The 18,339-nt window shown below is 63.2% G+C and carries 21 protein-coding genes and 1 pseudogene; 11 read left to right on the top strand and 11 right to left on the bottom strand.

Annotation, left to right across the window (positions count from 1 at the left end; genetic code table 11):
• Positions 1–606: a DnaJ family domain-containing protein gene (locus AC5RW2_RS07105; protein WP_493999846.1), complete on the bottom strand. Its 606-nt coding sequence runs from the start codon at positions 604–606 to the stop codon at positions 1–3.
• A 194-nt stretch (positions 607–800) separates the two neighbouring features.
• On the opposite strand from AC5RW2_RS07105, the gene AC5RW2_RS07100 reads away from it, so the two are divergent.
• Positions 801–1,700, top strand: coding sequence for a ribonuclease Z (locus AC5RW2_RS07100; protein ID WP_494073858.1), 900 nt, complete (start codon positions 801–803; stop codon positions 1,698–1,700).
• A gap of 107 nt (positions 1,701–1,807) precedes the next feature.
• Positions 1,808–2,062 carry a hypothetical protein gene (locus tag AC5RW2_RS07095; protein WP_494073857.1) on the top strand — a complete coding sequence of 85 codons (255 nt, stop codon included), beginning with the start codon at positions 1,808–1,810 and terminating at the stop codon, positions 2,060–2,062.
• Between the two features lie 57 nt (positions 2,063–2,119).
• On the opposite strand, the gene AC5RW2_RS07090 is transcribed toward AC5RW2_RS07095, so the two are convergent.
• Positions 2,120–2,305: a hypothetical protein gene (locus AC5RW2_RS07090; RefSeq protein WP_493999849.1), complete on the bottom strand. Its 186-nt coding sequence runs from the start codon at positions 2,303–2,305 to the stop codon at positions 2,120–2,122.
• Between the two features lie 252 nt (positions 2,306–2,557).
• On the opposite strand from AC5RW2_RS07090, the gene AC5RW2_RS07085 reads away from it, so the two are divergent.
• Both AC5RW2_RS07085 and AC5RW2_RS07080 read left to right on the top strand, forming a co-directional pair.
• Positions 2,558–3,631, top strand: a complete 1,074-nt coding sequence (locus tag AC5RW2_RS07085) for a DNA polymerase IV (RefSeq protein ID WP_494073856.1) — start codon at positions 2,558–2,560, stop codon at positions 3,629–3,631.
• Positions 3,632–3,723: 92 nt separating this feature from the next.
• Entirely contained in the window at positions 3,724–4,092 is a 369-nt protein-coding gene (locus tag AC5RW2_RS07080) for a cupin domain-containing protein (protein ID WP_493999851.1), read from the top strand.
• A 93-nt stretch (positions 4,093–4,185) separates the two neighbouring features.
• On the opposite strand, the gene AC5RW2_RS07075 is transcribed toward AC5RW2_RS07080, so the two are convergent.
• Complete coding sequence (locus tag AC5RW2_RS07075) at positions 4,186–4,803, bottom strand: hypothetical protein (RefSeq protein ID WP_493999852.1); 618 nt, start codon at positions 4,801–4,803, stop codon at positions 4,186–4,188.
• Between the two features lie 432 nt (positions 4,804–5,235).
• On the opposite strand from AC5RW2_RS07075, the gene cmtR reads away from it, so the two are divergent.
• The 3 genes from cmtR to AC5RW2_RS07060 all read left to right on the top strand — a co-directional run bounded on the left by cmtR (position 5,236) and on the right by AC5RW2_RS07060 (position 8,541).
• Positions 5,236–5,589: a Cd(II)/Pb(II)-sensing metalloregulatory transcriptional regulator CmtR gene (gene cmtR / locus AC5RW2_RS07070; RefSeq protein ID WP_494025970.1), complete on the top strand. Its 354-nt coding sequence runs from the start codon at positions 5,236–5,238 to the stop codon at positions 5,587–5,589.
• Entirely contained in the window at positions 5,586–6,257 is a 672-nt protein-coding gene (locus AC5RW2_RS07065) for a cation efflux transmembrane domain-containing protein (RefSeq protein WP_494073855.1), read from the top strand. Before cmtR ends, AC5RW2_RS07065 begins: the two co-directional genes overlap by 4 nt.
• 154 nt (positions 6,258–6,411) lie before the next feature.
• On the top strand, positions 6,412–8,541 hold the full coding sequence (locus AC5RW2_RS07060; protein WP_494073854.1) for a PEP/pyruvate-binding domain-containing protein: 2,130 nt from the start codon (positions 6,412–6,414) through the stop codon (positions 8,539–8,541).
• Positions 8,542–8,569: 28 nt separating this feature from the next.
• On the opposite strand, the pseudogene AC5RW2_RS07055 reads toward AC5RW2_RS07060, so the two are convergent.
• Positions 8,570–8,758 (bottom strand): annotated as a pseudogene (locus AC5RW2_RS07055) (ArsR/SmtB family transcription factor); the annotation flags it as partial.
• Between the two features lie 35 nt (positions 8,759–8,793).
• Positions 8,794–9,534, bottom strand: coding sequence for an aquaporin (locus tag AC5RW2_RS07050; protein ID WP_494073853.1), 741 nt, complete (start codon positions 9,532–9,534; stop codon positions 8,794–8,796).
• Positions 9,535–9,580: 46 nt separating this feature from the next.
• On the opposite strand from AC5RW2_RS07050, the gene AC5RW2_RS07045 reads away from it, so the two are divergent.
• The 3 genes from AC5RW2_RS07045 (at position 9,581) to AC5RW2_RS07035 (ending at position 11,160) form a co-directional block, all read left to right on the top strand.
• Positions 9,581–10,255 carry an arsenate reductase/protein-tyrosine-phosphatase family protein gene (locus tag AC5RW2_RS07045; protein WP_494014084.1) on the top strand — a complete coding sequence of 225 codons (675 nt, stop codon included), beginning with the start codon at positions 9,581–9,583 and terminating at the stop codon, positions 10,253–10,255.
• Between the two features lie 160 nt (positions 10,256–10,415).
• The gene (locus tag AC5RW2_RS07040) at positions 10,416–10,838 is read left to right on the top strand and encodes an arsenate reductase ArsC (protein ID WP_494073852.1); all 423 of its coding nucleotides are present in this window, start codon (positions 10,416–10,418) and stop codon (positions 10,836–10,838) included.
• 34 nt (positions 10,839–10,872) lie between these two features.
• A complete protein-coding gene (locus tag AC5RW2_RS07035) occupies positions 10,873–11,160 on the top strand; it encodes a hypothetical protein (RefSeq protein WP_494014086.1) in 288 nt (95 codons plus the stop codon).
• 44 nt (positions 11,161–11,204) lie between these two features.
• On the opposite strand, the gene AC5RW2_RS07030 is transcribed toward AC5RW2_RS07035, so the two are convergent.
• Positions 11,205–11,825: a hypothetical protein gene (locus tag AC5RW2_RS07030; protein ID WP_494014087.1), complete on the bottom strand. Its 621-nt coding sequence runs from the start codon at positions 11,823–11,825 to the stop codon at positions 11,205–11,207.
• Positions 11,826–12,281: 456 nt separating this feature from the next.
• On the opposite strand from AC5RW2_RS07030, the gene AC5RW2_RS07025 reads away from it, so the two are divergent.
• The gene (locus AC5RW2_RS07025; protein WP_494014088.1) at positions 12,282–12,914 is read left to right on the top strand and encodes a hypothetical protein; all 633 of its coding nucleotides are present in this window, start codon (positions 12,282–12,284) and stop codon (positions 12,912–12,914) included.
• Between the two features lie 76 nt (positions 12,915–12,990).
• Here AC5RW2_RS07025 and AC5RW2_RS07020 read toward each other — a convergent pair whose 3' ends face one another.
• The 5 genes from AC5RW2_RS07020 to nrdH form a co-directional block, all read right to left on the bottom strand.
• Positions 12,991–13,560, bottom strand: a complete 570-nt coding sequence (locus tag AC5RW2_RS07020) for a hypothetical protein (RefSeq protein ID WP_494014089.1) — start codon at positions 13,558–13,560, stop codon at positions 12,991–12,993.
• Between the two features lie 225 nt (positions 13,561–13,785).
• A complete protein-coding gene (nrdF, locus tag AC5RW2_RS07015) occupies positions 13,786–14,763 on the bottom strand; it encodes a class 1b ribonucleoside-diphosphate reductase subunit beta (RefSeq protein WP_494073851.1) in 978 nt (325 codons plus the stop codon).
• A 166-nt stretch (positions 14,764–14,929) separates the two neighbouring features.
• Positions 14,930–17,050, bottom strand: a complete 2,121-nt coding sequence (gene nrdE, locus AC5RW2_RS07010) for a class 1b ribonucleoside-diphosphate reductase subunit alpha (protein WP_494073889.1) — start codon at positions 17,048–17,050, stop codon at positions 14,930–14,932.
• 17 nt (positions 17,051–17,067) lie between these two features.
• Positions 17,068–17,550, bottom strand: a complete 483-nt coding sequence (gene nrdI, locus AC5RW2_RS07005) for a class Ib ribonucleoside-diphosphate reductase assembly flavoprotein NrdI (RefSeq protein WP_494014090.1) — start codon at positions 17,548–17,550, stop codon at positions 17,068–17,070.
• A gap of 31 nt (positions 17,551–17,581) precedes the next feature.
• Positions 17,582–17,824: a glutaredoxin-like protein NrdH gene (gene nrdH, locus AC5RW2_RS07000; RefSeq protein ID WP_127513743.1), complete on the bottom strand. Its 243-nt coding sequence runs from the start codon at positions 17,822–17,824 to the stop codon at positions 17,582–17,584.
• Positions 17,825–18,339 lie beyond the last annotated feature (515 nt).

Below are 18,339 nucleotides of genomic sequence, written 5' to 3'. Positions count from 1 at the left end.
CTATTCGGTCACGTCCCACATCCGGCGCCACCATGGCCGCTTGGGCTCGGGCTCCGGTTCCTCGCGTGCCGCCGCGGCCGCCCTGGCCGCCCGGCGTTCCCGCCAGCGTTCCAGTTCATACTCCACGTCCCGGGTCTTGGTGATCACCGGCGGGCCGCCCTGTAACTGTCGCCGCGCGTTGACCACCCGGGCGTTGAAGTCCTCCAGGATTTCGCGCACCCGCCGGTCAGAGATCTGCTGGTCCAGGCGTCCGTCCAGCTCGGCGTCCTCGGTCCGCAGCAGCAGGGCTTCGGGGCCCAGCCCCGTAAGGTTCTCGCGCTCGATCAGCCCCTTAAGCCACCAGTCGGGGTCATACCCGTTGCCCAGGTTGGGTATCGGTTTTCCGGCGTATTTCAGGTCATCGAAATCCCCGCGGGCCATGGCATCCCGGATCAGGTAGTCCGCGCGCCGGGAGGTGTCCAGCTCCCGGATTTTCCGGTGCTTCTCCTCTTCGGCCTCCGCCCGCTCCTCTTCCTCCGCGTCGGCCGGCCCGCGTTCGCGTGACGCCCGCAGCTCCGCGGCGCGTTCCAGCCGCCGGCCGTTGTCACCCGCTGCCCTGCTGTTCACTCGTCAGACACCGCCTCCGGTACGACTTGGGCCCGATGCTCGGCCACCGGGCTTTTCCTGACATTTTCCCAGCCCCGTTGCGAGCCAGCAATGCGTCGCCGTCGTTCATGCGCCGATCGCAGGTTCCCCGTCCGGCCGCGCCGGCGCGCTTCAGCGGTGGCCGCCGGCGCATCCGCGATGGCAGACTCGGCCGCATGCGCGAATTTGTCGTCCTGGGCACCGCCTCGCAGGTTCCTACCCGGAGCCGCAACCACAACGGCTACCTGCTGCGCTGGGACGGCGAGGGAGTGCTGTTCGACCCGGGTGAGGGAACGCAGCGGCAAATGATCCTCGCCGGAGTTTCGGCCAGCCGGATCACGCGTATCTGTCTGACGCATGTGCACGGCGACCACTGCTACGGATTGCCCGGCGTGCTCTCGCGCATGGTCCTGGACGGCGTTGAGCATCCGGTTCATCTGCACTACCCGGCCTCCGGTGCTGATGTGGTCCGGGCCCTGGTCTCACTCGCCTCCCCGGGACTTGACCTGCGCCTGCACCCGCACGGCGGCGCCGGGGCCATCGCGGACGGCCTCGAGGTGCGACCCCTGGACCACCGGATCGAGGCCTACGGCTACCGGCTGGTCGAACCCGACGACCGCACCCTGCTGCCCGACCGGCTGGCTGCCGCCGGGATTTCCGGCCCCGACGTGGGCCGCCTGCAGCGGGAAGAAACCTGGAAGGGGGTGCGGCTGCAGGATGTCAGCGTGGCCCGCCCGGGACAGCGCTTCGCCTTCGTAATGGACACCGCGGTCTGCGCCGGGGCGGAGGAACTGGCCGACGGCGCCGACCTGCTCGTGGCCGAGTCCACCTTCAGCGACGACGACGGGGCTCTTGCCGTCCGGCACCGCCACCTCACCGCCGGTCAGGCCGGCGGACTCGCCGCCGGCGGCGGTGTGGGCACGCTGGTGCTGACCCATTTCTCCTCGCGCTATCCCAACCTGGCCCCGCTCGAGGAACAGGCCAGGGCGCGGGCAGGAGGGGCCGAGGTGGTTGCCGCCAAGGACCTGGACCTCGTCCCGTTTCCGCAACGCCGGCGGTCCGGCTTCGGGCGGTAAGCACGCACCGGCCGCTTTTCCGGCTGCCCTGCCTGTTTCCCTCAGGGCTCGTCCGGGTTACGGTGGCAATCTCAACGCAAGGTGGATCACGATCGAAGGAGGCTGCAATGAGCGAGCAGAACCGCCCGGAGGACGAACAGACCCTGCCGGATCCCGAACTGAACATCCAGGGTGAAGACCCAGTCATCCCGGATGAGGGCGCCGACGCGGTGCCGCCGGAACTGGTGGACGCCGGGATCGATACGGACTCCGAGCGTCCCGTGGACGAGACCCTGTCCGATCCGCTCGAGGGCGGGATGGCGGACGACCGGCTGGGAGCCCCGCTGGAGGATTTCGACCCGGATGAATCGCCGAGCCAGTAGGCGCAGTGAAGCCCCGCAGAGTTACTGCGGGGCTTCACTTGTCCCGTACGGTTTCGGCTACGTGGTCCGGTCGCTGGCTGGCTCTTCCACTGTTGACTTGTCCAGAAAGGCAATCACTTCGGAGTCATCAGTCTTCGTCCAGGTTTCGCGCCCGGTGTCCTTGTCTTCGCGGCGGGTTTCCGGCGTGGTCGCGGCTTCCTTGCGGAAGCCCCAGCGGGAATCCCTATTCGAGGCGTAGCACATCACGAACCTCCTTCGTGTCGGTCCTTTAATCGTCCTCCGGTCAGCGGCGGATGCCAAGGGCCGTTTTCGCGCGGATTCATGCACGCTGAGGGTCCGCCCTCCGTCATCGCAATTCGACGATGACGTCGAGGACTTTGGGCGGGCTGAAGATTGCTGGGGCGCCGTAACCGATGACAAGGGAGAAGGCCAAGGAGACGGCCATACCGGTGGCGGGCCGATGCTTGCCAAGGGCGTTTAGGGCAGACTGGTGGCGTGAGCGGAATCCCGTGGGTGCTGCACGTCGATCTCGACCAGTTCATCGCTGCGGTCGAAGTGCTCCGACGGCCGGAGCTTGCGGGCAAACCGATCATTGTCGGCGGCCGGGGCGACCCCACGGAACGGGCTGTGGTGTCGACCGCATCCTACGAAGCCCGGGCGTTCGGCGTGGGTTCGGGAATGCCCTTGCGCACGGCGGCACGGAAAGTGCCCGACGCCGTCATCCTCCCCGTCGATCACGAGGCGTACCTCGCGGCGTCAGAAGCGGTGATGGATACGCTGCGAGCGCAGCCAGGCGCCACCGTGCAGGTGCTGGGCTGGGATGAAGCCTTTGTCGGCGTCGAGACAGAGAATCCGGAAGCCTACGCCCGGCAGGTGCAGGCCGCCGTACTGGAGCGAACGCAGCTGCATTGCAGCGTGGGCATCGGCGACACTCTGGTCCGCGCCAAGGTCGCCACCGGTTTCGGCAAGCCCGCCGGCGTCTTTCGTCTCACCGCCGGGAACTGGCTTGACGTCATGGGCGGCCGGCCCACCAAGGACCTGTGGGGCGTCGGCACCAAGGTGTCGGGCCGGCTGGCCAAGCTCGGCATTAACACCGTTGCCGAGCTCGCCGCGTCCGACCCCCAAGAGCTGGTGCCGGAGTTCGGCCCTAAGATGGGGCCCTGGTACGCGGAACTCGGACGCGGGGACGGCGCCAGCGTCGTGGACGACACCCCGTGGGTTGCCCGGGGGCACAGCCGGGAGACCACCTTCCAGCGGGACCTGACTGAGCCCGCCGAGGTCGACGGCGCCGTAAGGGAGCTGACAGCGCGGGTCCTTGAGGACGTTGTGGCCGAGGGACGGCCCGTTGTCGGGCTGACGCTGAAGGTCCGGTACGCACCCTTCTTCACCAAGACCCACGCTAGGAAGATCCCCGAGACATTCGACCGGAACGAAATCCTCGCGCGGGCCCTGGACCTCGCAGCCGGAATCGAAGGGGGTCGTCCCATCCGGCTCTTGGGCCTGCGGGCCGAAATGGCGATGCCCGATGACGCCCGACAGGGACATACGCCGACGCGCGGCGGTTGGTGACGGCCCCTGGCCATGCCGACACGCGTTGACCCTGTTCCCGGCGTGCTGCCACACTTGTGTGTGCAGGGCAGGTTGGTTCAAAGGAGACCCTCATGTCACCCATGATCCGCAAGAGTCTGGACGAGCCCGAAGAAACCCGGCCTTTCGAGGACGGTAAGGGGAAGCTGGATCTGATCAATCTCGAGTCAGGCCCCGTCGGGCGAGCGGTTTTCGAACCCGGTTGGCAGTGGTCCAAGCACGTGAAACCCATCGCTAAGACGGACAGCTGTCAGGTGGCCCATACCGGCTATGTGTTGTCCGGACGACTCAAGATCGTCATGGACGACGGCGAGGAAAACGAGTTCGCTGTCGGCGACCTTATGTCGGTTCCGCCCGGTCACGATGCCTGGGTCGTAGGCGATGAGCAGTGCGTGGTCCTTGATTGGCACGGATACAGTGACTACGCCAAGCGACAGGACTAAGAGCGCCGCCTCGCGTCCCCGCAGCTGGCACGACTGACGCCCTCTAAGGCGCCGTCCTCGGTTCCTCCTCCCCGGCCCGGGGAGGAGAACGTATTACTTCCCGGCCGCCTCGTCGAGCATTTCGCACAGATCGTGCACGTGCCGCGTGGTGTTCAGCAGGATATCCACCGATGTTGGCTCTTCTTCGGGGTCCTCGGACAGGTGGGCCTGAATACTCAGCCACCCCCGGTCATAATAGAAAAACTCCGGGAAGCCTTCTTCGGCCAGAGCCGCGGCGTCAACGTCGCTTAAGGGGTAAATGATCGAGGGACCCCTGAGTGAATCCGTGACGGTCAGCCGATCGGCCGAGAAATGTTGAACCATCCGACCGGAGACGTCGAGTTCATCGATGAAGGCATCGTCCGAGGCGCGCGTCAGGTCCACGGTGGACCCGCCCCGGAACTTCACCACCGTTGACCCGTTCTCTTTTACCCAGGCCTTGTAGTGGACATCCCGGACGTCTCCAGCTTCCAGGGTGACGGTCGTGCCGCACACCTCAATCTCTATTGGAGCGTAGTAATCGTCGGGGACGGGCAGGTAGTGCCCCCCGGTGTCCTCGGGCGGCCAAGGGGCGGGGGTTTCCTCCTGGGGCGTTGCAATGGCCGGCGCGGTCCCCGCGGCGAGGGCAAGAGCAATGAAAATGGGCAGGCGCAGTGTCTTCTTGGTGATCATGATGGGGCTCCTGGGCGGGCAGGAGGCTTCTCGCTCATCCTGCAGGGAGATGCGTTGGATGCCGTAGTGGCGACAGGTCCGTTGAGTGAACCACGGTCCCTGCGTTCCTCCCCCAGCCAGGCGCACAGTGCGGTCAACCTACGCCTGCGGTTCTGCGACTGTCAACGAGTTCTGACGCAGTCCCACTACCCTTTCTCATTAAGGGTGTATAAAACCGTGCAAAAAGAAATGCACCGTTTCTCCCAGTTGCGAATGGGATATCAGGAGGCAGGCGATAACGTCACATCCATAGGTGAGTATTAGGGGCGGAAGCGATGTCTATGCCCGAATTAAGGTTATTTCCCGCACCAGATTCTTCGAGTTATTGCCCATCCGAGCAGAGGCACCCCTTTTGGTTGTGCGATAGTTCAGCAACAACTGTATAGTCAGTCCATGCTGACTATAACTTCGAGGCTGGATGTCATGAATCGCCTTGGGCGGGCCATGGCCGATTCAAGCCGAGCATCCATCCTCATGTCCCTGCTCAAGGGGCCAAGCTACCCTGCCGTCCTCGCGCGCAGCCTGAACTTGACGCGTTCGAATGTTTCCAATCACCTGACGTGCCTTCGTGATTGCGGCATCGTCATTGCCGAACCTGAAGGTCGGCAAACCCGGTACGAGATCGCCGACCCCCACCTGGCGAACGCTCTACGGGCCCTCGTTGAAGTGACACTGATGGTGGACGAAAACAAACCCTGCGCCGACCCGGCATGCCCGCTGCCCGGGTGCTGCGAGGGGTCCCGATGACAGCACCAACTGCGCTCTCTGCCGAGCGGCGTTTAGTACTGCACCGCCGTGTGCGACTCATTGTCGCTTCCACCATCACGTACAACGTGATCGAAGCCATTGTCGCGATCTGGGCCGGCTCCATGGCTTCGTCTGCCGCGCTCATCGGCTTCGGCCTCGATTCCATCATCGAGGTTCTCTCCGCGGCAGCGGTCGCCTGGCAGTTCACACGCAAAGATCCCGAACGTTGGGAGAAAGTGACTGTCCGCGCAATCGGGATTGCCTTTTTCGCCTTAGCGGCCTACGTCACCATAGACGCAGTATTGGCTCTTTCGGGCATCGAAAAGGTCGAGCACAGCCCCCTCGGCATCGGTATCGCTTCACTGAGTCTCATCGTGATGCCCGTGCTCGCGTGGTTCGAGTTCCGGACCGGGCGTGAGTTGAACTCGAAGAGCGTTCAGGCAGATGCCAAACAACTATTGCTCTGCATCTACTTGTCCGGGACTGTGCTGATTGGTCTACTTCTGAACACCTTGTTCGGGTGGACCTGGGCAGATTCGATCGCGGCTCTGGTGGTTGCAGCCCTTGCCGTCCGCGAAGGCATCGAGGCATGGAGGGGAGATGTCGAGTCGCCATTCGAGGTCTTCGAAGAACTCCGTGACGACGACGAAGAAGCAGACCGAGAATAACCAAGATGAGGGGCTCATGGAGAAGGCCGATGATGGGCATCAACGAAACGTTTCCGCGGCTTGGTGCAGTCAGCGCGGGGCCGGCAGTGCTGGGCACCAAAGCGGCCGTGCTCGATGCCCTCTCGGCGGAGGGATTAATGTTCCGCCGGGCTTCGTGGTTACCTCAGAGGCCTCCGACCGGAACGACATCGCCAACGCCTTGCAGGACGCCGCCGACCTGATTGGTCCGGGGCCCTTTGCGGTCAGGTCCTCCGCGCCTGCCGAGGACCTGCCCGGCGCCTCGTATGCGGGCCTTTACGAGACGTACCTCAACGTCGCACGGGATGATCTCGAGGGTGCAATCAGGCGCTGCCTGGCGTCCGCTGCGCACTATAGGGTGGCGGCATATGAGTCAGCACGCGGAGCGTCAGGTCAGCCACAACCGGCGGCCGCTTCCATGGCGGTGCTCGTTCAACAGATGGTCCAGCCGCTGGCCGCCGGCGTCGCGTTCACCTCCAATCCCCTCACCGGGGAGAGAGACGAAACCATCATCACTGCCGTCCAAGGACTCGGGGAATCCCTCGTGGCCGGCGACGCCGTCGGGGAACAATGGACTGTCCGGGCTCAGGACGCCGTCTGTACGCGGAACGCCGGCACCCTCACTCGAGTTCAGGCACGGGAAGTAGCGGAGCTGGCCCGCAATGTCGCGGCCCGTGCCGGAGTCCCGCAGGACATTGAATGGGTCATCGACCCGGCGGGCGTGCTGTTCCTTCTGCAGGCCCGCCCCATGACGGCCATGCCGGAGGTTGTCGATTGGGTGGCGCCAGGCAAAGGCCTGTGGTCACGAAACTTCCGCCTCGGTGAATGGCTGCCGGAACCGATGACGCCGCTGTTCCAGGACTGGCTCCTGCCCCGGATTGAGTCCGGATACCTTGACGGCATGCAGGCCGACGCCCGCGTGCGGGTGCCTTTCCGATATGCCTCCGTCAACGGGTGGTACTACAACTCCCCGCCGGTGCCGTCGCTAAGGCTTCTCGCACAAGCAATTTTCGACAGCCACGGCCGGGCACCCTGGTTCCTGTTCAACACTCTCATCCGCGTCTCCACCAATCCTGCCGCAGCGCATCACGCAGTTCTCCATGGCCTGGAACTGCGGTGGCGCAACCAGCTGCTGCCCGATTACCGCGAGCTCGTGCGGAAAGCTGAACAGGAGGTCGATTCAGCATCCCGAGCCGGGATTGTCGAACTCGTGGATGCCCTGTGCCGCCGGGCCGGAATCTATCTTTGGTCACTTGCCGTCGTCGGCGGATCTGCTTGGAAGATGGAAACCGCACTCGCCCGGTTCTGGCAGAAGCATCTGGCCGCGCCTCTGCACGGAACGGCGGCAGGAGAAACCGGACATCAGGCGCTCCTTCGCGGTCTGGCGGGGACCGCATCAGCACAGGTTCCCCACGCGGTCTACTCCCTGGACTGGTACCACCCCACCGCCGGAGAAGCAATGCCCCAGCACCGGAGCGTTGAACAACTGCCGGCTACCGGGAAGACCAAAGCTCTTCGCGTTCAGCGTGCCCAGACCGAAGCAACAGCACGCAAGGCACTCCAGGATCAACCAAAAGTACTCGCACGTTTCAATGCCCTCGTTGAAGTGGCCCAACACTACGCGGTTCTGCGGGAAGAACAGTCTCGCGACCTAAGCCTGGGATGGCCGGTGCTACGCCGCTGCGCCCGCCGCCTCGGCGAACTGTCGGTCGCCAGCGGCATCATCGAAGACGCATCGTACCTGCATTTCCTGAGGTTGGATGAGGTCACCCGACCGTCTGCGGGTGCGCGGCCGCCCGTGGCCAGCCGACGCGGCGCTTGGCAACGGCAGCGGAAACTCGTTGCACCGCTGACCTTGGGCGATCCCGGCAAGTTCATCGGCGATCCGATCGCCCGCGCAGTGGAAGCAGCAAGAAGTTCTCCTCACCTGCCGGAAGGGGCCATCGTAGGCCAGCCGGCGAGCATTGGCCGGATCACAGCTATCGTCCGTGTCATGCATGGGCCGGAGGACTTCGACACCTTCCTCGACGGCGAGGTACTGGTCGCTAAGTCGACGGCGCCCGCGTGGACACCCCTCTTCGCCCGTGCGGCAGCGGTCGTCACGGATGGCGGCACCCTGGCGGCTCACGCCTCTCTGGTCGCCCGGGAATTCGGCATACCGGCTGTTGTCGGAACGGGAGACGCGACCCTGCTGCTTCGGACAGGCCAACGCGTCACCGTCGACGGCGGTGCCGGCATGGTCCTGCCGATTCAGACGGACCCCTGACCCAGCCGTGGGCACGCTACTGTGGCGCTCAGAGGTCGGTCAGGATGCCCGCGGCTTTGTCCAGGGCTCCGGGTGCCAGCGAGTAGTAGGCCCAGGTTCCCCGCTTTTCGCGGTTTAGCAGGCCGGCATCCACCAGGATTTTCAGGTGGTGGGAGACGGTGGGCTGGCCGAGGTCCAAGGGTTCGGTGAGATCGCAAACGCACGATTCGCCGGAGGCCGATTCCGGCGGGCGCGCAACTCATGCTCTGAGGGTCAGGATCCGTCCTTCTGGGAAGAGTGCGGGACAACAACGTCGTCGGCCATGCGCGACGCCGCAGGGAAGAGGAGCACAAGGAGGCCGATACCCAATGCCGCACCGATGATCTGCGCCAGCACGAATCCGGGGACGGAGCTCGGAGCGATGCCGGCAAACGTGTCGCTGAAGATTCGGCCGACCGTTACCGCAGGGTTGGCGAAAGACGTCGAGGACGTGAACCAGTACGCCGCGCCAATGTACGCACCCACAGCGGGAGCCGCAAGGATACCCCTTCGAGTGGCAGCCAGGGAGAAGATCAGCAGAATGAGCCCGGCCGTCGCAACCACCTCGCCCAGCAACGTTCCCTCAGTGGCTCGATCCTTGGTCGAGACGGTCGTACCCACCTCAAACATGGCGTTGGCGAGTACGCTGCCGCCGATCCCGCCGACCATCTGCGCCACCAGATACGTACTCAATTCCGCAAGGGTCAAGCCGGTGCGGCTGCGCCGGCCCAGAAGCCAGTCCGCGAGCGAAACCATGGGATTGAAGTGAGCGCCGCTGACCGGCCCGAACATGAGGATCAGCACCGTGAGACCCAGCACCGTGGCGGTACTGTTCTGCAGCAGCTGCAGTCCCACATCGTTCGGGGACAGTTGTTGCGCGGCAATGCCCGAGCCGACGACGATGCAAACAAGCAGGGCCGTCCCGAGCAGCTCGGCGATTGCGCGGCGCCACAAGGGCGGCTGCTGTGAAGTCATGAGATCCAGCTTGACCGAATAAATTAACTCAGTCAAAATTGAATCAATGACTATTGAGCTAAACGGGGACTTTCAGGCGCGAGTTGCAAAACATGCCGCCCTCGCAGACCCTGCCCGCCTGCGGATTGTCGATCTGCTGACGCTCGGAGACTACTCACCGACGGAGCTTCAGGCGGAGCTCGGCATCCCCTCCAACCTGCTGTCCCACCACCTGCGCACCTTGGAAGCTGCCGGCCTCGCGACCCGCCGCCGCTCGGAGGCGGATAAGCGGCGCAGCTACATCAGACTCACCTCCGGGGCGCTGGAGTGGCTGTCGCCCCGGCGTGAACACGGCGTGCGCCGCGTCCTCTTCGTCTGCACGCGCAACAGTGCACGGTCTCAGCTCGCGACCGCCCTGTGGCGGCGCGTCAGTGAAATCCCTGCGACGTCGGCGGGCACGCGCCCGGCAGACCGCGTCGCCCAAGGGGCCGTCGACGTCGCGCATCGCCACGGCGTCGCCCTCGGGAACGCGACGCCGCGTCAGCTGGCTGAGGTTGCAACGAGTGCCGATTTCATCGTCACTGTGTGCGACAACGCGCACGAGGAACTCCCGAACCTGGAGGGAATTCACTGGTCTGTTCCGGACCCGCTTCGAGTGAACACCAGGGACGCTTTCGAACACGCCTTCCTCGACATCTCCACCCGCATCAGCGATCTCGCGCCACGCTTGCGCGCCGCCTGACCTCATGGGCAGGACGAGCGCCAGCACATTTATTGACAGAGTGGTCGGTTTGGTTGGTTGTCCGCCCCGCTCCATCGCTGCACCGAGGCAGCATTGATGGTTGTCGATGTACGGAGTATCCGGCCCCATATTGATTCCATTCGAACCACAGGAGAAACCCGTGAGCACCAATACCACCAAAAAGCCATCCGTCCTCTTCGTCTGCGTCCACAACGCAGGGCGTTCGCAGATGGCGGCGGCGTTCCTGACCAGCTTGTCCGAGGGCGCTATCGAAGTCCGCTCCGCCGGCTCCCAGCCCGCTGACAAGGTCAACCCGGCCGCAGTGGAGGCCATGGCCGAACTCGGCATCGACATGTCCGCCGAGATCCCGAAGGTCCTCACCACCGAGGCAGTGAAGGAGTCGGACGTCGTGATCACCATGGGCTGCGGCGACGAGTGCCCCTATTTCCCCGGCAAGCGCTACGAGGACTGGGTCTTGGAGGACCCGGCCGGGCAGGGTGTGGACGCTGTCCGCCCCATCCGCGACGAGATCAAGACCCGCATCGAGGGATTGATCGAATCCCTGATCCCGGCCACCAATTAGACCAACCCGACTTAGAGCATCAGGGGAGACTTTCGTGAGCACCGACATCCGCATCGAACAGCTGATCATCATCGGCTCCGGCCCCGCCGGCTACACCGCCGCGATCTCGGCCGTGCACTCGGCCGGGACCAAACCCGGCAGCGCGATCAACGCGTTTTCGGCCGATTCTCTGGCTGGGCGTGGCGTCGACAAGAGAGCTGAGAAGCCCAAACCCGTCAGTTCGAAGAGGCCGGTTTTGGCTTGCAGTCCCTGCAAGGGAATGGCGGTCGGGCTGGGTGCCCTTGCCTCCGTCGGCGCCAAGGCAGCGTCCTGCGCAACCTGAGCTCGTCTCATCTCCTTTGTAGCCTTAGGAGGCGGGTGGTGGCGTCACTCCCAGGCCGCCTCGTCGAGCATTTCGCACACATCGTGCACATGCCGGGTGGTGTTCAGCACAATATCCGAAGCGATCGGCTCCATCATCTCGGGGTCCTCAGAGAATTGGCTGTAGAAACCTAACCACCCCCGTGTGTAGTAGGCAAACTCCGGCAAACCTTCCTCGGCCATCGATTCGGCTTCTTCAGGGCTCGCTGCTGCCACAATCGAGCGCCCTCCCAGGAGATCAACAACGGTCAGCTCATCGGCTGAGATGTATTGATAAGCCAATCCGGAAATGTCGAGTTCGTCGATGAAGGCGCCATCCGAGGCACGGGTTAGGTCCACGGTGGCATCTCCTTTGAACTTCAGCACCGTGGACCCGTTCTGCTTCACCCGGGACTTGTAGTGAACATCCCGGACGTCTCCGGCTTCCATGGTGACGGTGGTGCCGCACGCCTCGAACTCTATAGGAGCGTAGTAGTCGTCGGGGACTGGCAAGTACTGCCCCCCGGTGTCCTCGGGCGGCCAAGGCGTGGGGGCTTCCTCCTGGGGCGTTGCAACGGCCGGCGCGGTCCCCGCAACGAGCGCGAGGGCAATGAAAATGGGCAGGCGCAGTGTTTTCTTGATGATCATGATGAGACTCCTGGCGTGGCAGGAGGGCTGCTCGCTCGTCCTGCACGGATATCCGTTGGATGCCGTAATGGCGACAGGTCCGTTGAGAGAACCACGGTCCCTGCGTTCCTTCCCCCAGCCAGGCGCACAGTGCGCCCAACGTACGTCTGCGGTTTTCCGAGTGTCAATGGGTTCCGGGGCAGTTTCACCACCCTCTTGAATAGAGGGTGAATTAGAACCGCTCAAGATCAAATGCATCCTTTTCTCCCACGTGCGAATGGGAAATCAGGAGGCAGGCGAGAACGTCACACCCAAAGGTGTACATTAGGGGCGGAAGCAATGTCGATGCTCATGTTAAGGTTTTCCCGCACCTAACTCTTCCACCGGTTGCCAAGGCGCCAATCGTTGACAGATCGAACGCGACTCACCTCTGCCCTCGTCTTTATCAAAATGATCAAGTGAACCAAAAGAGCCAGAGTGAACCAGCTTTCAACTAGCAAGGGCAACGTCTGGCATGAAGGGGTCGCAGCGCCTAAGTTGGGATTATCCGGTTCAATACTTACGTGCCGCGTCTGCGGTCGAGAGCAGGTGGTTGTGAGCGGGCGCGAGGAGTTCGAAGCATTGCTGGAATTGTTGTCAGCGGTGCGCAATTCGGTCCTGCGGTACCCCATGTCGGGCGTTGTGGACAGGACCGACCACGAAGGAAACATTGTTAGCACGAAAGTCCGCATCAGCGATGGCGAGCACAGCTGGAGCGTCGAAGGCGATGGCGGCAGCATCACGTTCAATCCCTCCGACGGCCGCGTCATCAGGACCGGCAACAGAGTCGAAACGATCGGATTCCAACGACCGGACTGGCTTCCTGATGAAATCCAGCTCTTTTATCCCCTCAGCATGCGCATCTGGGGCGGGCACCAAGACAACCAGCGCATCACGGGCGTGGAACGGCAAGAAGGTGGCATTCGTCTCTCGATGGTTTACATCGACGATGCAGAGTACACGGCGGAAGCAATGTTCAATCCGCAGCATAGTGTGATTACCGACTTCCGCACTGCGACCGACCGACTCTCGCTCCGTGACCTGCAAACCGACATACGAGTCGAAGGCTGACCAAAACCGAGATGGGACGCCGCGTGTCCGGAGTTGCATGATGGGTCACGGGCGGACTTAAGCCCAACGGAGCGGGTTAGTCAGGCCGCACGACAGTGACCCCGTCCCCGGCAGGGCGTGCCGTGTCGACCGATGCCCCTGCCGATATTTGCCGCTTGATCTGCTCGAGCTCATCTTTGAGCAGGTCAACGGTGACGCGATACTGGTCGAACTGCGCCGTCCGGCGCCTGGCCACGGAGTAACTGATGCCGGCCGCGAGGATGCCCAGCGGGAACGCCACCATCAGGGCCCAGCCGGACGCGGCAAGGAACTCGAGCGCTACGGGAAGCGCATGCCTGAAGGCCAGGAACTCGTTCACGCCACCGACGACTCCATCAAGAGCGGTGTCCAGCGGGCCCAGAAACTCCCCCACGACAGGCGTCCCGGAAAGCGACGGAGCGCTCAGCGGCGGTTCTCCCCCTGTGGACCAGCGTGAATCACGGAAATGGTTCAGGACGTAGATCCCGGCAACCGCATTAAGGGCCGCGAAGAGGAGGACGGAACCAAGAACAGTCCAATGAAGCCTGCGGGGACGCCACGCGCCGGCCACTAGCGCAAAGACGGCGGCCGCACACCAGGAAAAGACGCGGAGTTCGTCGCGGCTCATCCCGCCCAAGAGATCCAAGATATTCTCCGCCCCTCACAGTTGGAATCGATGGTTGTTCCGGTTACAAGCGCGCCTGTCCCAGTCACTTCCGGCCGTTCCCGAAGGCAGCTAAAGGAACGGCCTACCTGAGCGTTGCTCAGATAGGCCGTTCATATTACCCGGAGGCGACCATCTTGCTGGGACGGCCGCGATCCCCCAATGGAAGAAAGAGGGAGGGAGGAGGACCTAGAAGTCCCAGTCTTCGTCTTCGGTGTTGACGGCCTTGCCGATCACGTAGGAGGAGCCGGAGCCGGAGAAGAAGTCGTGGTTCTCGTCCGCGTTGGGGCTCAGGGCGGAGAGGATGGCCGGGTTCACGTCGGTCACGGTGGACGGGAACATCGCCTCGTAGCCCAGGTTCATCAGCGCCTTGTTGGCGTTGTAGTTCAGGAACTTCTTGACGTCCTCGGACAGGCCGACGGCGTCGTAGAGGTCGTGGGTGTACTGCACCTCGTTCTCGTACAGCTCGTAGAGCAGCTCGAAGGTGTAGTCCTTCAGCTCCTGCTTGCGCGCCTCGGACTCCCCCTCGACGCCCTTCTGGAACTTGTAGCCGATGTAGTAACCGTGCACCGCCTCGTCGCGGATGATCAGCCGGATCAGGTCCGCGGTGTTGGTCAGCTTGGCCCGTGAGGACCAGTACATCGGCAGGTAGAAGCCTGAGTAGAACAGGAAGGACTCCAGCAGCGTGGAGGCGACCTTGCGCTTGAGCGGGTCATCGCCGTAGTAGTAGCCCTCGATGATCCGGGCCTTCTTCTGCAGGTTCTCGTTCTCGGTGGACCACCGGAACGCCTCGTCGATCTCCTTGGTGGAGCACAAGGTGGAGAAGATCGACGAATAGCTCTTGGCATGCACCGACTCCATGAACGCGATGTTCGTGTAGACGGCTTCCTCATGCGGAGTCAGCGCATCCGGGATCAGGCTGACGGCGCCGACTGTTCCCTGGAGCGTGTCCAGCAGGGTCAGGCCGGTGAAGACGCGCATGGTGAGCAGCTTTTCGTCTTCGGTCAACGTGCCCCAGGACTGCACATCATTGGACAGCGGGACCTTTTCGGGCAGCCAGAAGTTGTTGCAAAGCCGGTTCCAGACCTCAACGTCCTTCTCGTCCTCGATCCGGTTCCAGTTGATCGCTTCCACGTGGTGCAGAAGCTTGACCTTCTCGGCTGTCATCGCGTCCCCTTCTTCCCAAGGTCTGTCTTGTTCCATAGTGCCCGAATGCCGGCCGCGGTGCTGCCGGCTGGGCCAGCGGGTGGTGGCCGGATGTCCGGCTTCCCGTCGGTGCCCGTACGACGGCGGGCGGGCACCCGCCGTCGTACTTTTCAGTTGTCCGGGTCTGCTACAGCATGCAGCTGACGCAGCCCTCTACCTCGGTCCCCTCGAGCGCGAGCTGGCGGAGCCGGATGTAGTAGATGGTCTTGATGCCCTTGCGCCAGGCGTAGATCTGCGCCTTGTTGATGTCGCGGGTGGTGGCGGTGTCCTTGAAGAACAGCGTCAGCGACAGGCCCTGGTCCACGTGCTGGGTGGCCGCGGCGTAGGTGTCGATGATCTTCTCGTAGCCGATTTCGTAGGCGTCCTGGTAGTACTCCAGGTTGTCGTTGGTCAGGTACGGGGCCGGGTAGTACACGCGGCCCAGCTTGCCTTCCTTGCGGATCTCGATCTTGGAGGCCACCGGGTGGATCGAGGACGTGGAGTTGTTGATGTAGGAGATCGAACCGGTGGGCGGGACGGCCTGCAGGTTCTGGTTGTAGATCCCGTGCTCCATGACGGAGGCCTTCAGCTCCCGCCAGTCGGCCTGGGCGGGGATCTCCACGTGGGCGAAGAGCTCCTTGACCCGGTCGGTCTGCGGTACCCATTCCTGCTCGGTGTACTTGTCGAAGAACTCGCCCGAGGCGTACTTGGACTGCTCGAAGCCGCCGAAGGTCTGGCGGTGTTCGATCGCGAGCTTGTTCGAGGCACGCAGCGCGTGGAACAGCACCGTGTAGAAGTAGATGTTGGTGAAGTCCAGGCCTTCCTCGGAACCGTAATGGACCCGCTCGCGGGCCAGGTAGCCGTGCAGGTTCATCTGGCCCAGGCCGATGGCGTGCGACTGCAGGTTGCCTTCGGCGATCGAGGGCACCGAGTTGATGTAGGACATGTCCGACACCGCGGTGAGCGCGCGGATCGCGGTCTCGATGGAGGTGCCGAAGTCCGGCGAGTCCATCGTCTTGGCGATGTTCATCGAGCCGAGGTTGCAGGAAATGTCCTTGCCGATCTCGGCGTAGGTGAGGTCCTCGTTGTACAGCGACGGCGAGGAAACCTGCAGGATCTCCGAGCAGAGGTTGGACATGATGATCTTGCCGTGGATCGGGTTCGCGCGGTTCACCGTGTCCTCGAACATGATGTACGGGTAGCCCGATTCGAACTGGATCTCGGCCAGCGTTTGGAAGAACTCGCGGGCGCTGATCTTGGTCTTCTTGATCCGGCTGTCGTCGACCATCTCGTAGTACTTCTCCGAGACGGAGATGTCCGAGAACGGCACCCCGTAGACGCGTTCGACGTCGTACGGGGAGAACAGGTACATGTCCTCGTTCTTCTTCGCCAGCTCGAACGTGATGTCCGGGACGACAACGCCCAGCGAGAGCGTTTTGATCCGGATCTTCTCGTCGGCGTTCTCGCGCTTCGTGTCCAGGAAGCGGTAGATGTCCGGGTGATGGGCATGCAGGTACACCGCGCCGGCACCCTGGCGGGCGCCGAGCTGGTTGGCGTAGGAGAAGCTGTCTTCGAGCAGCTTCATGACGGGGATGACGCCGGAGGACTGGTTCTCGATCTGCTTGATCGGCGCGCCGTGCTCGCGGATGTTGGTCAGCGACAGCGCGACGCCGCCGCCGCGCTTGGACAGCTGCAGGGCGGAGTTGATGCCGCGGGCGATCGACTCCATGTTGTCTTCGATGCGCAGCAGGAAGCAGGAGACCAGCTCGCCGCGCTGCTTCTTGCCCGCGTTCAGGAACGTGGGCGTGGCCGGCTGGAAGCGGCCGTCGATGATCTCGTCCACCAGCCGGTTCGCCAGTTCCTCGTCGCCCCTGGCCAGGTGGAGGGCCACCATGCAGACACGGTCTTCGTAGCGCTCCAGGAAACGCTTGCCGTCGAAGGTCTTGAGCGTGTAGGACGTGTAGAACTTGAACGCGCCCAGGAACGTCTCGAAGCGGAACTTTTTCTTGTAGGCCCGGTCGTAGAGCGACCGGACAAAGTTCATCGTGTACTGGTCGAGCGTCTCGCGCTCGTAGTAGTCGTTCTTGATCAGGTAGTCGAGTTTTTCTTCCAGGTCATGGAAGAACACGGTGTTGTTGTTAACGTGCTGCAGGAAATACTGGCGGGCAGCTTCGCGGTCGGCCTCGAACTGGATCTTCCCGTCCGGGCCGTAAAGGTTGAGCATGGCATTGAGTTCGTGGTAGCCCAGTCCCTTAAATGCCGCCGGCAATTCTGCCTTGGCATCGGCTACGGCTGCGGGTGCAACTGTCGTTTCCAAAAGTGTTCCAATCCTTGCTTGACCCGGTCGACGTCCTCGGACGTGCCCATGAGTTCGAATCGATAGAGAAGCGGCACCTGGCACTTTGCGGCGATCTTCTCCGCCGCCAGGCAGTACGTTGTGCCGAAGTTCGTGTTGCCGGAGCCGATCACTCCACGGAGCAGGCGCCGGTTCTCCTCGCGGTTGAGGAATTTGATGACCTGTGGCGGAATCGAATTCCGGCCGGATTCGCCGCCGTACGTCGGCAGTACCAGGACGAACGGCCGGAGCGCGTGCAGCGTCTCCTGCTGGGTGCGCAGCGGGATCCGTGCCGCCGGCAGCCCCAGCTTCTGCATGAAGCGGTCGGTGTAGCCGGAGGCGGAGGAGAAATAGATCAGGTCCGTCTCGGCGGTCCCGCCGGTTGCAGGACCCGCCTCACGCCTGGCGGCCTCACTCATCAGCAGCTCGGTCATGGCGTTTGGTTCTGGTTCCGAACGAATCCGCTCAGGCTACCGAGGCAGCGGCCTGGGCCAGCTCCTCGATCTTGTCCGGGCGGAACCCGGACCAGTGGTCCTGCTCGGTGACGACGACGGGCGCCTGCATGTAACCAAGGGAACGGACACGCTCCAGCGCTTCCGGATCCTGGGACAGGTCAACGCTCTGGTAGGCGATGCCCTTCTTGTCCAGAGCCCGGTACGTGGCATTGCACTGCACGCATGCTGGCTTGGTGTAAACCGTTACAGTCATGGTCCTTCTCCCCTAATTCTCGGTACGGCGTTCTGCTGATTTCTGGCTGTGCGGCTGTCCCTGAGAAGAACCCGCGCTCGCTGCCCGCCAGCGGTTCCAATACTACATCTAGTGGACTCAACCGTTCGGAACCCCAAGATGATGTATTACAAGTATGTCATTCCGTGCCCACCTTCGTCCACAGCCCATGGGGATATTTTCGGGGGTTAAACAGTTGATATTCCGGCCTTTCCAGGGCGCCATCCACAGCCTGTGGATGGGCTGCCCACAACTTCGGAAAGTCTCGTGTCGCCGTTTCGTCGGCGTGTCGCCCCTAGTGCCGGCACCACTAGATGTTGTGGTCCCGGCGTCCGTCGTTTTTTCTGCTGCCGCTCCCGTGCTCGGGACCTTAGCGGCCACCTCGGACAATCGGCCGGACGATACGGCCGGACCATTCGGGCGGCTCCATGCTCCGTGGTCGGGCGGCTTTCACCCCCTGACTGCCAGTGCAGCACGTCCGGGCTTCGAACCACTCC

Source organism: Arthrobacter sp. B0316-1-20, from assembly GCF_059091865.1.
The sequence above is the reverse complement of the archived record's forward strand: the minus strand, read 5'-3'. Positions and strand labels throughout refer to the sequence as shown.

Excerpts from the sequence above, each read along its gene's own strand:
- AC5RW2_RS07100 (WP_494073858.1), top strand. The coding sequence starts at position 801 with ATGCGCGAATTTGTCGTCCTGGGCACCGCCTCGCAGGTTCCTACCCGG.
- AC5RW2_RS07095 (WP_494073857.1), top strand. The coding sequence starts at position 1,808 with ATGAGCGAGCAGAACCGCCCGGAGGACGAACAGACCCTGCCGGATCCC.
- AC5RW2_RS07090 (WP_493999849.1), bottom strand. The coding sequence starts at position 2,305 with ATGTGCTACGCCTCGAATAGGGATTCCCGCTGGGGCTTCCGCAAGGAA.
- AC5RW2_RS07080 (WP_493999851.1), top strand. The coding sequence starts at position 3,724 with ATGTCACCCATGATCCGCAAGAGTCTGGACGAGCCCGAAGAAACCCGG.
- AC5RW2_RS07075 (WP_493999852.1), bottom strand. The coding sequence starts at position 4,803 with ATGATCACCAAGAAGACACTGCGCCTGCCCATTTTCATTGCTCTTGCC.
- cmtR (WP_494025970.1), top strand. The coding sequence starts at position 5,236 with ATGCTGACTATAACTTCGAGGCTGGATGTCATGAATCGCCTTGGGCGG.
- AC5RW2_RS07065 (WP_494073855.1), top strand. The coding sequence starts at position 5,586 with ATGACAGCACCAACTGCGCTCTCTGCCGAGCGGCGTTTAGTACTGCAC.
- AC5RW2_RS07050 (WP_494073853.1), bottom strand. The coding sequence starts at position 9,534 with ATGACTTCACAGCAGCCGCCCTTGTGGCGCCGCGCAATCGCCGAGCTG.
- AC5RW2_RS07045 (WP_494014084.1), top strand. The coding sequence starts at position 9,581 with ATGACTATTGAGCTAAACGGGGACTTTCAGGCGCGAGTTGCAAAACAT.
- AC5RW2_RS07030 (WP_494014087.1), bottom strand. The coding sequence starts at position 11,825 with ATGATCATCAAGAAAACACTGCGCCTGCCCATTTTCATTGCCCTCGCG.
- AC5RW2_RS07020 (WP_494014089.1), bottom strand. The coding sequence starts at position 13,560 with ATGAGCCGCGACGAACTCCGCGTCTTTTCCTGGTGTGCGGCCGCCGTC.
- nrdF (WP_494073851.1), bottom strand. The coding sequence starts at position 14,763 with ATGACAGCCGAGAAGGTCAAGCTTCTGCACCACGTGGAAGCGATCAAC.
- nrdI (WP_494014090.1), bottom strand. The coding sequence starts at position 17,550 with ATGACCGAGCTGCTGATGAGTGAGGCCGCCAGGCGTGAGGCGGGTCCT.
- nrdH (WP_127513743.1), bottom strand. The coding sequence starts at position 17,824 with ATGACTGTAACGGTTTACACCAAGCCAGCATGCGTGCAGTGCAATGCC.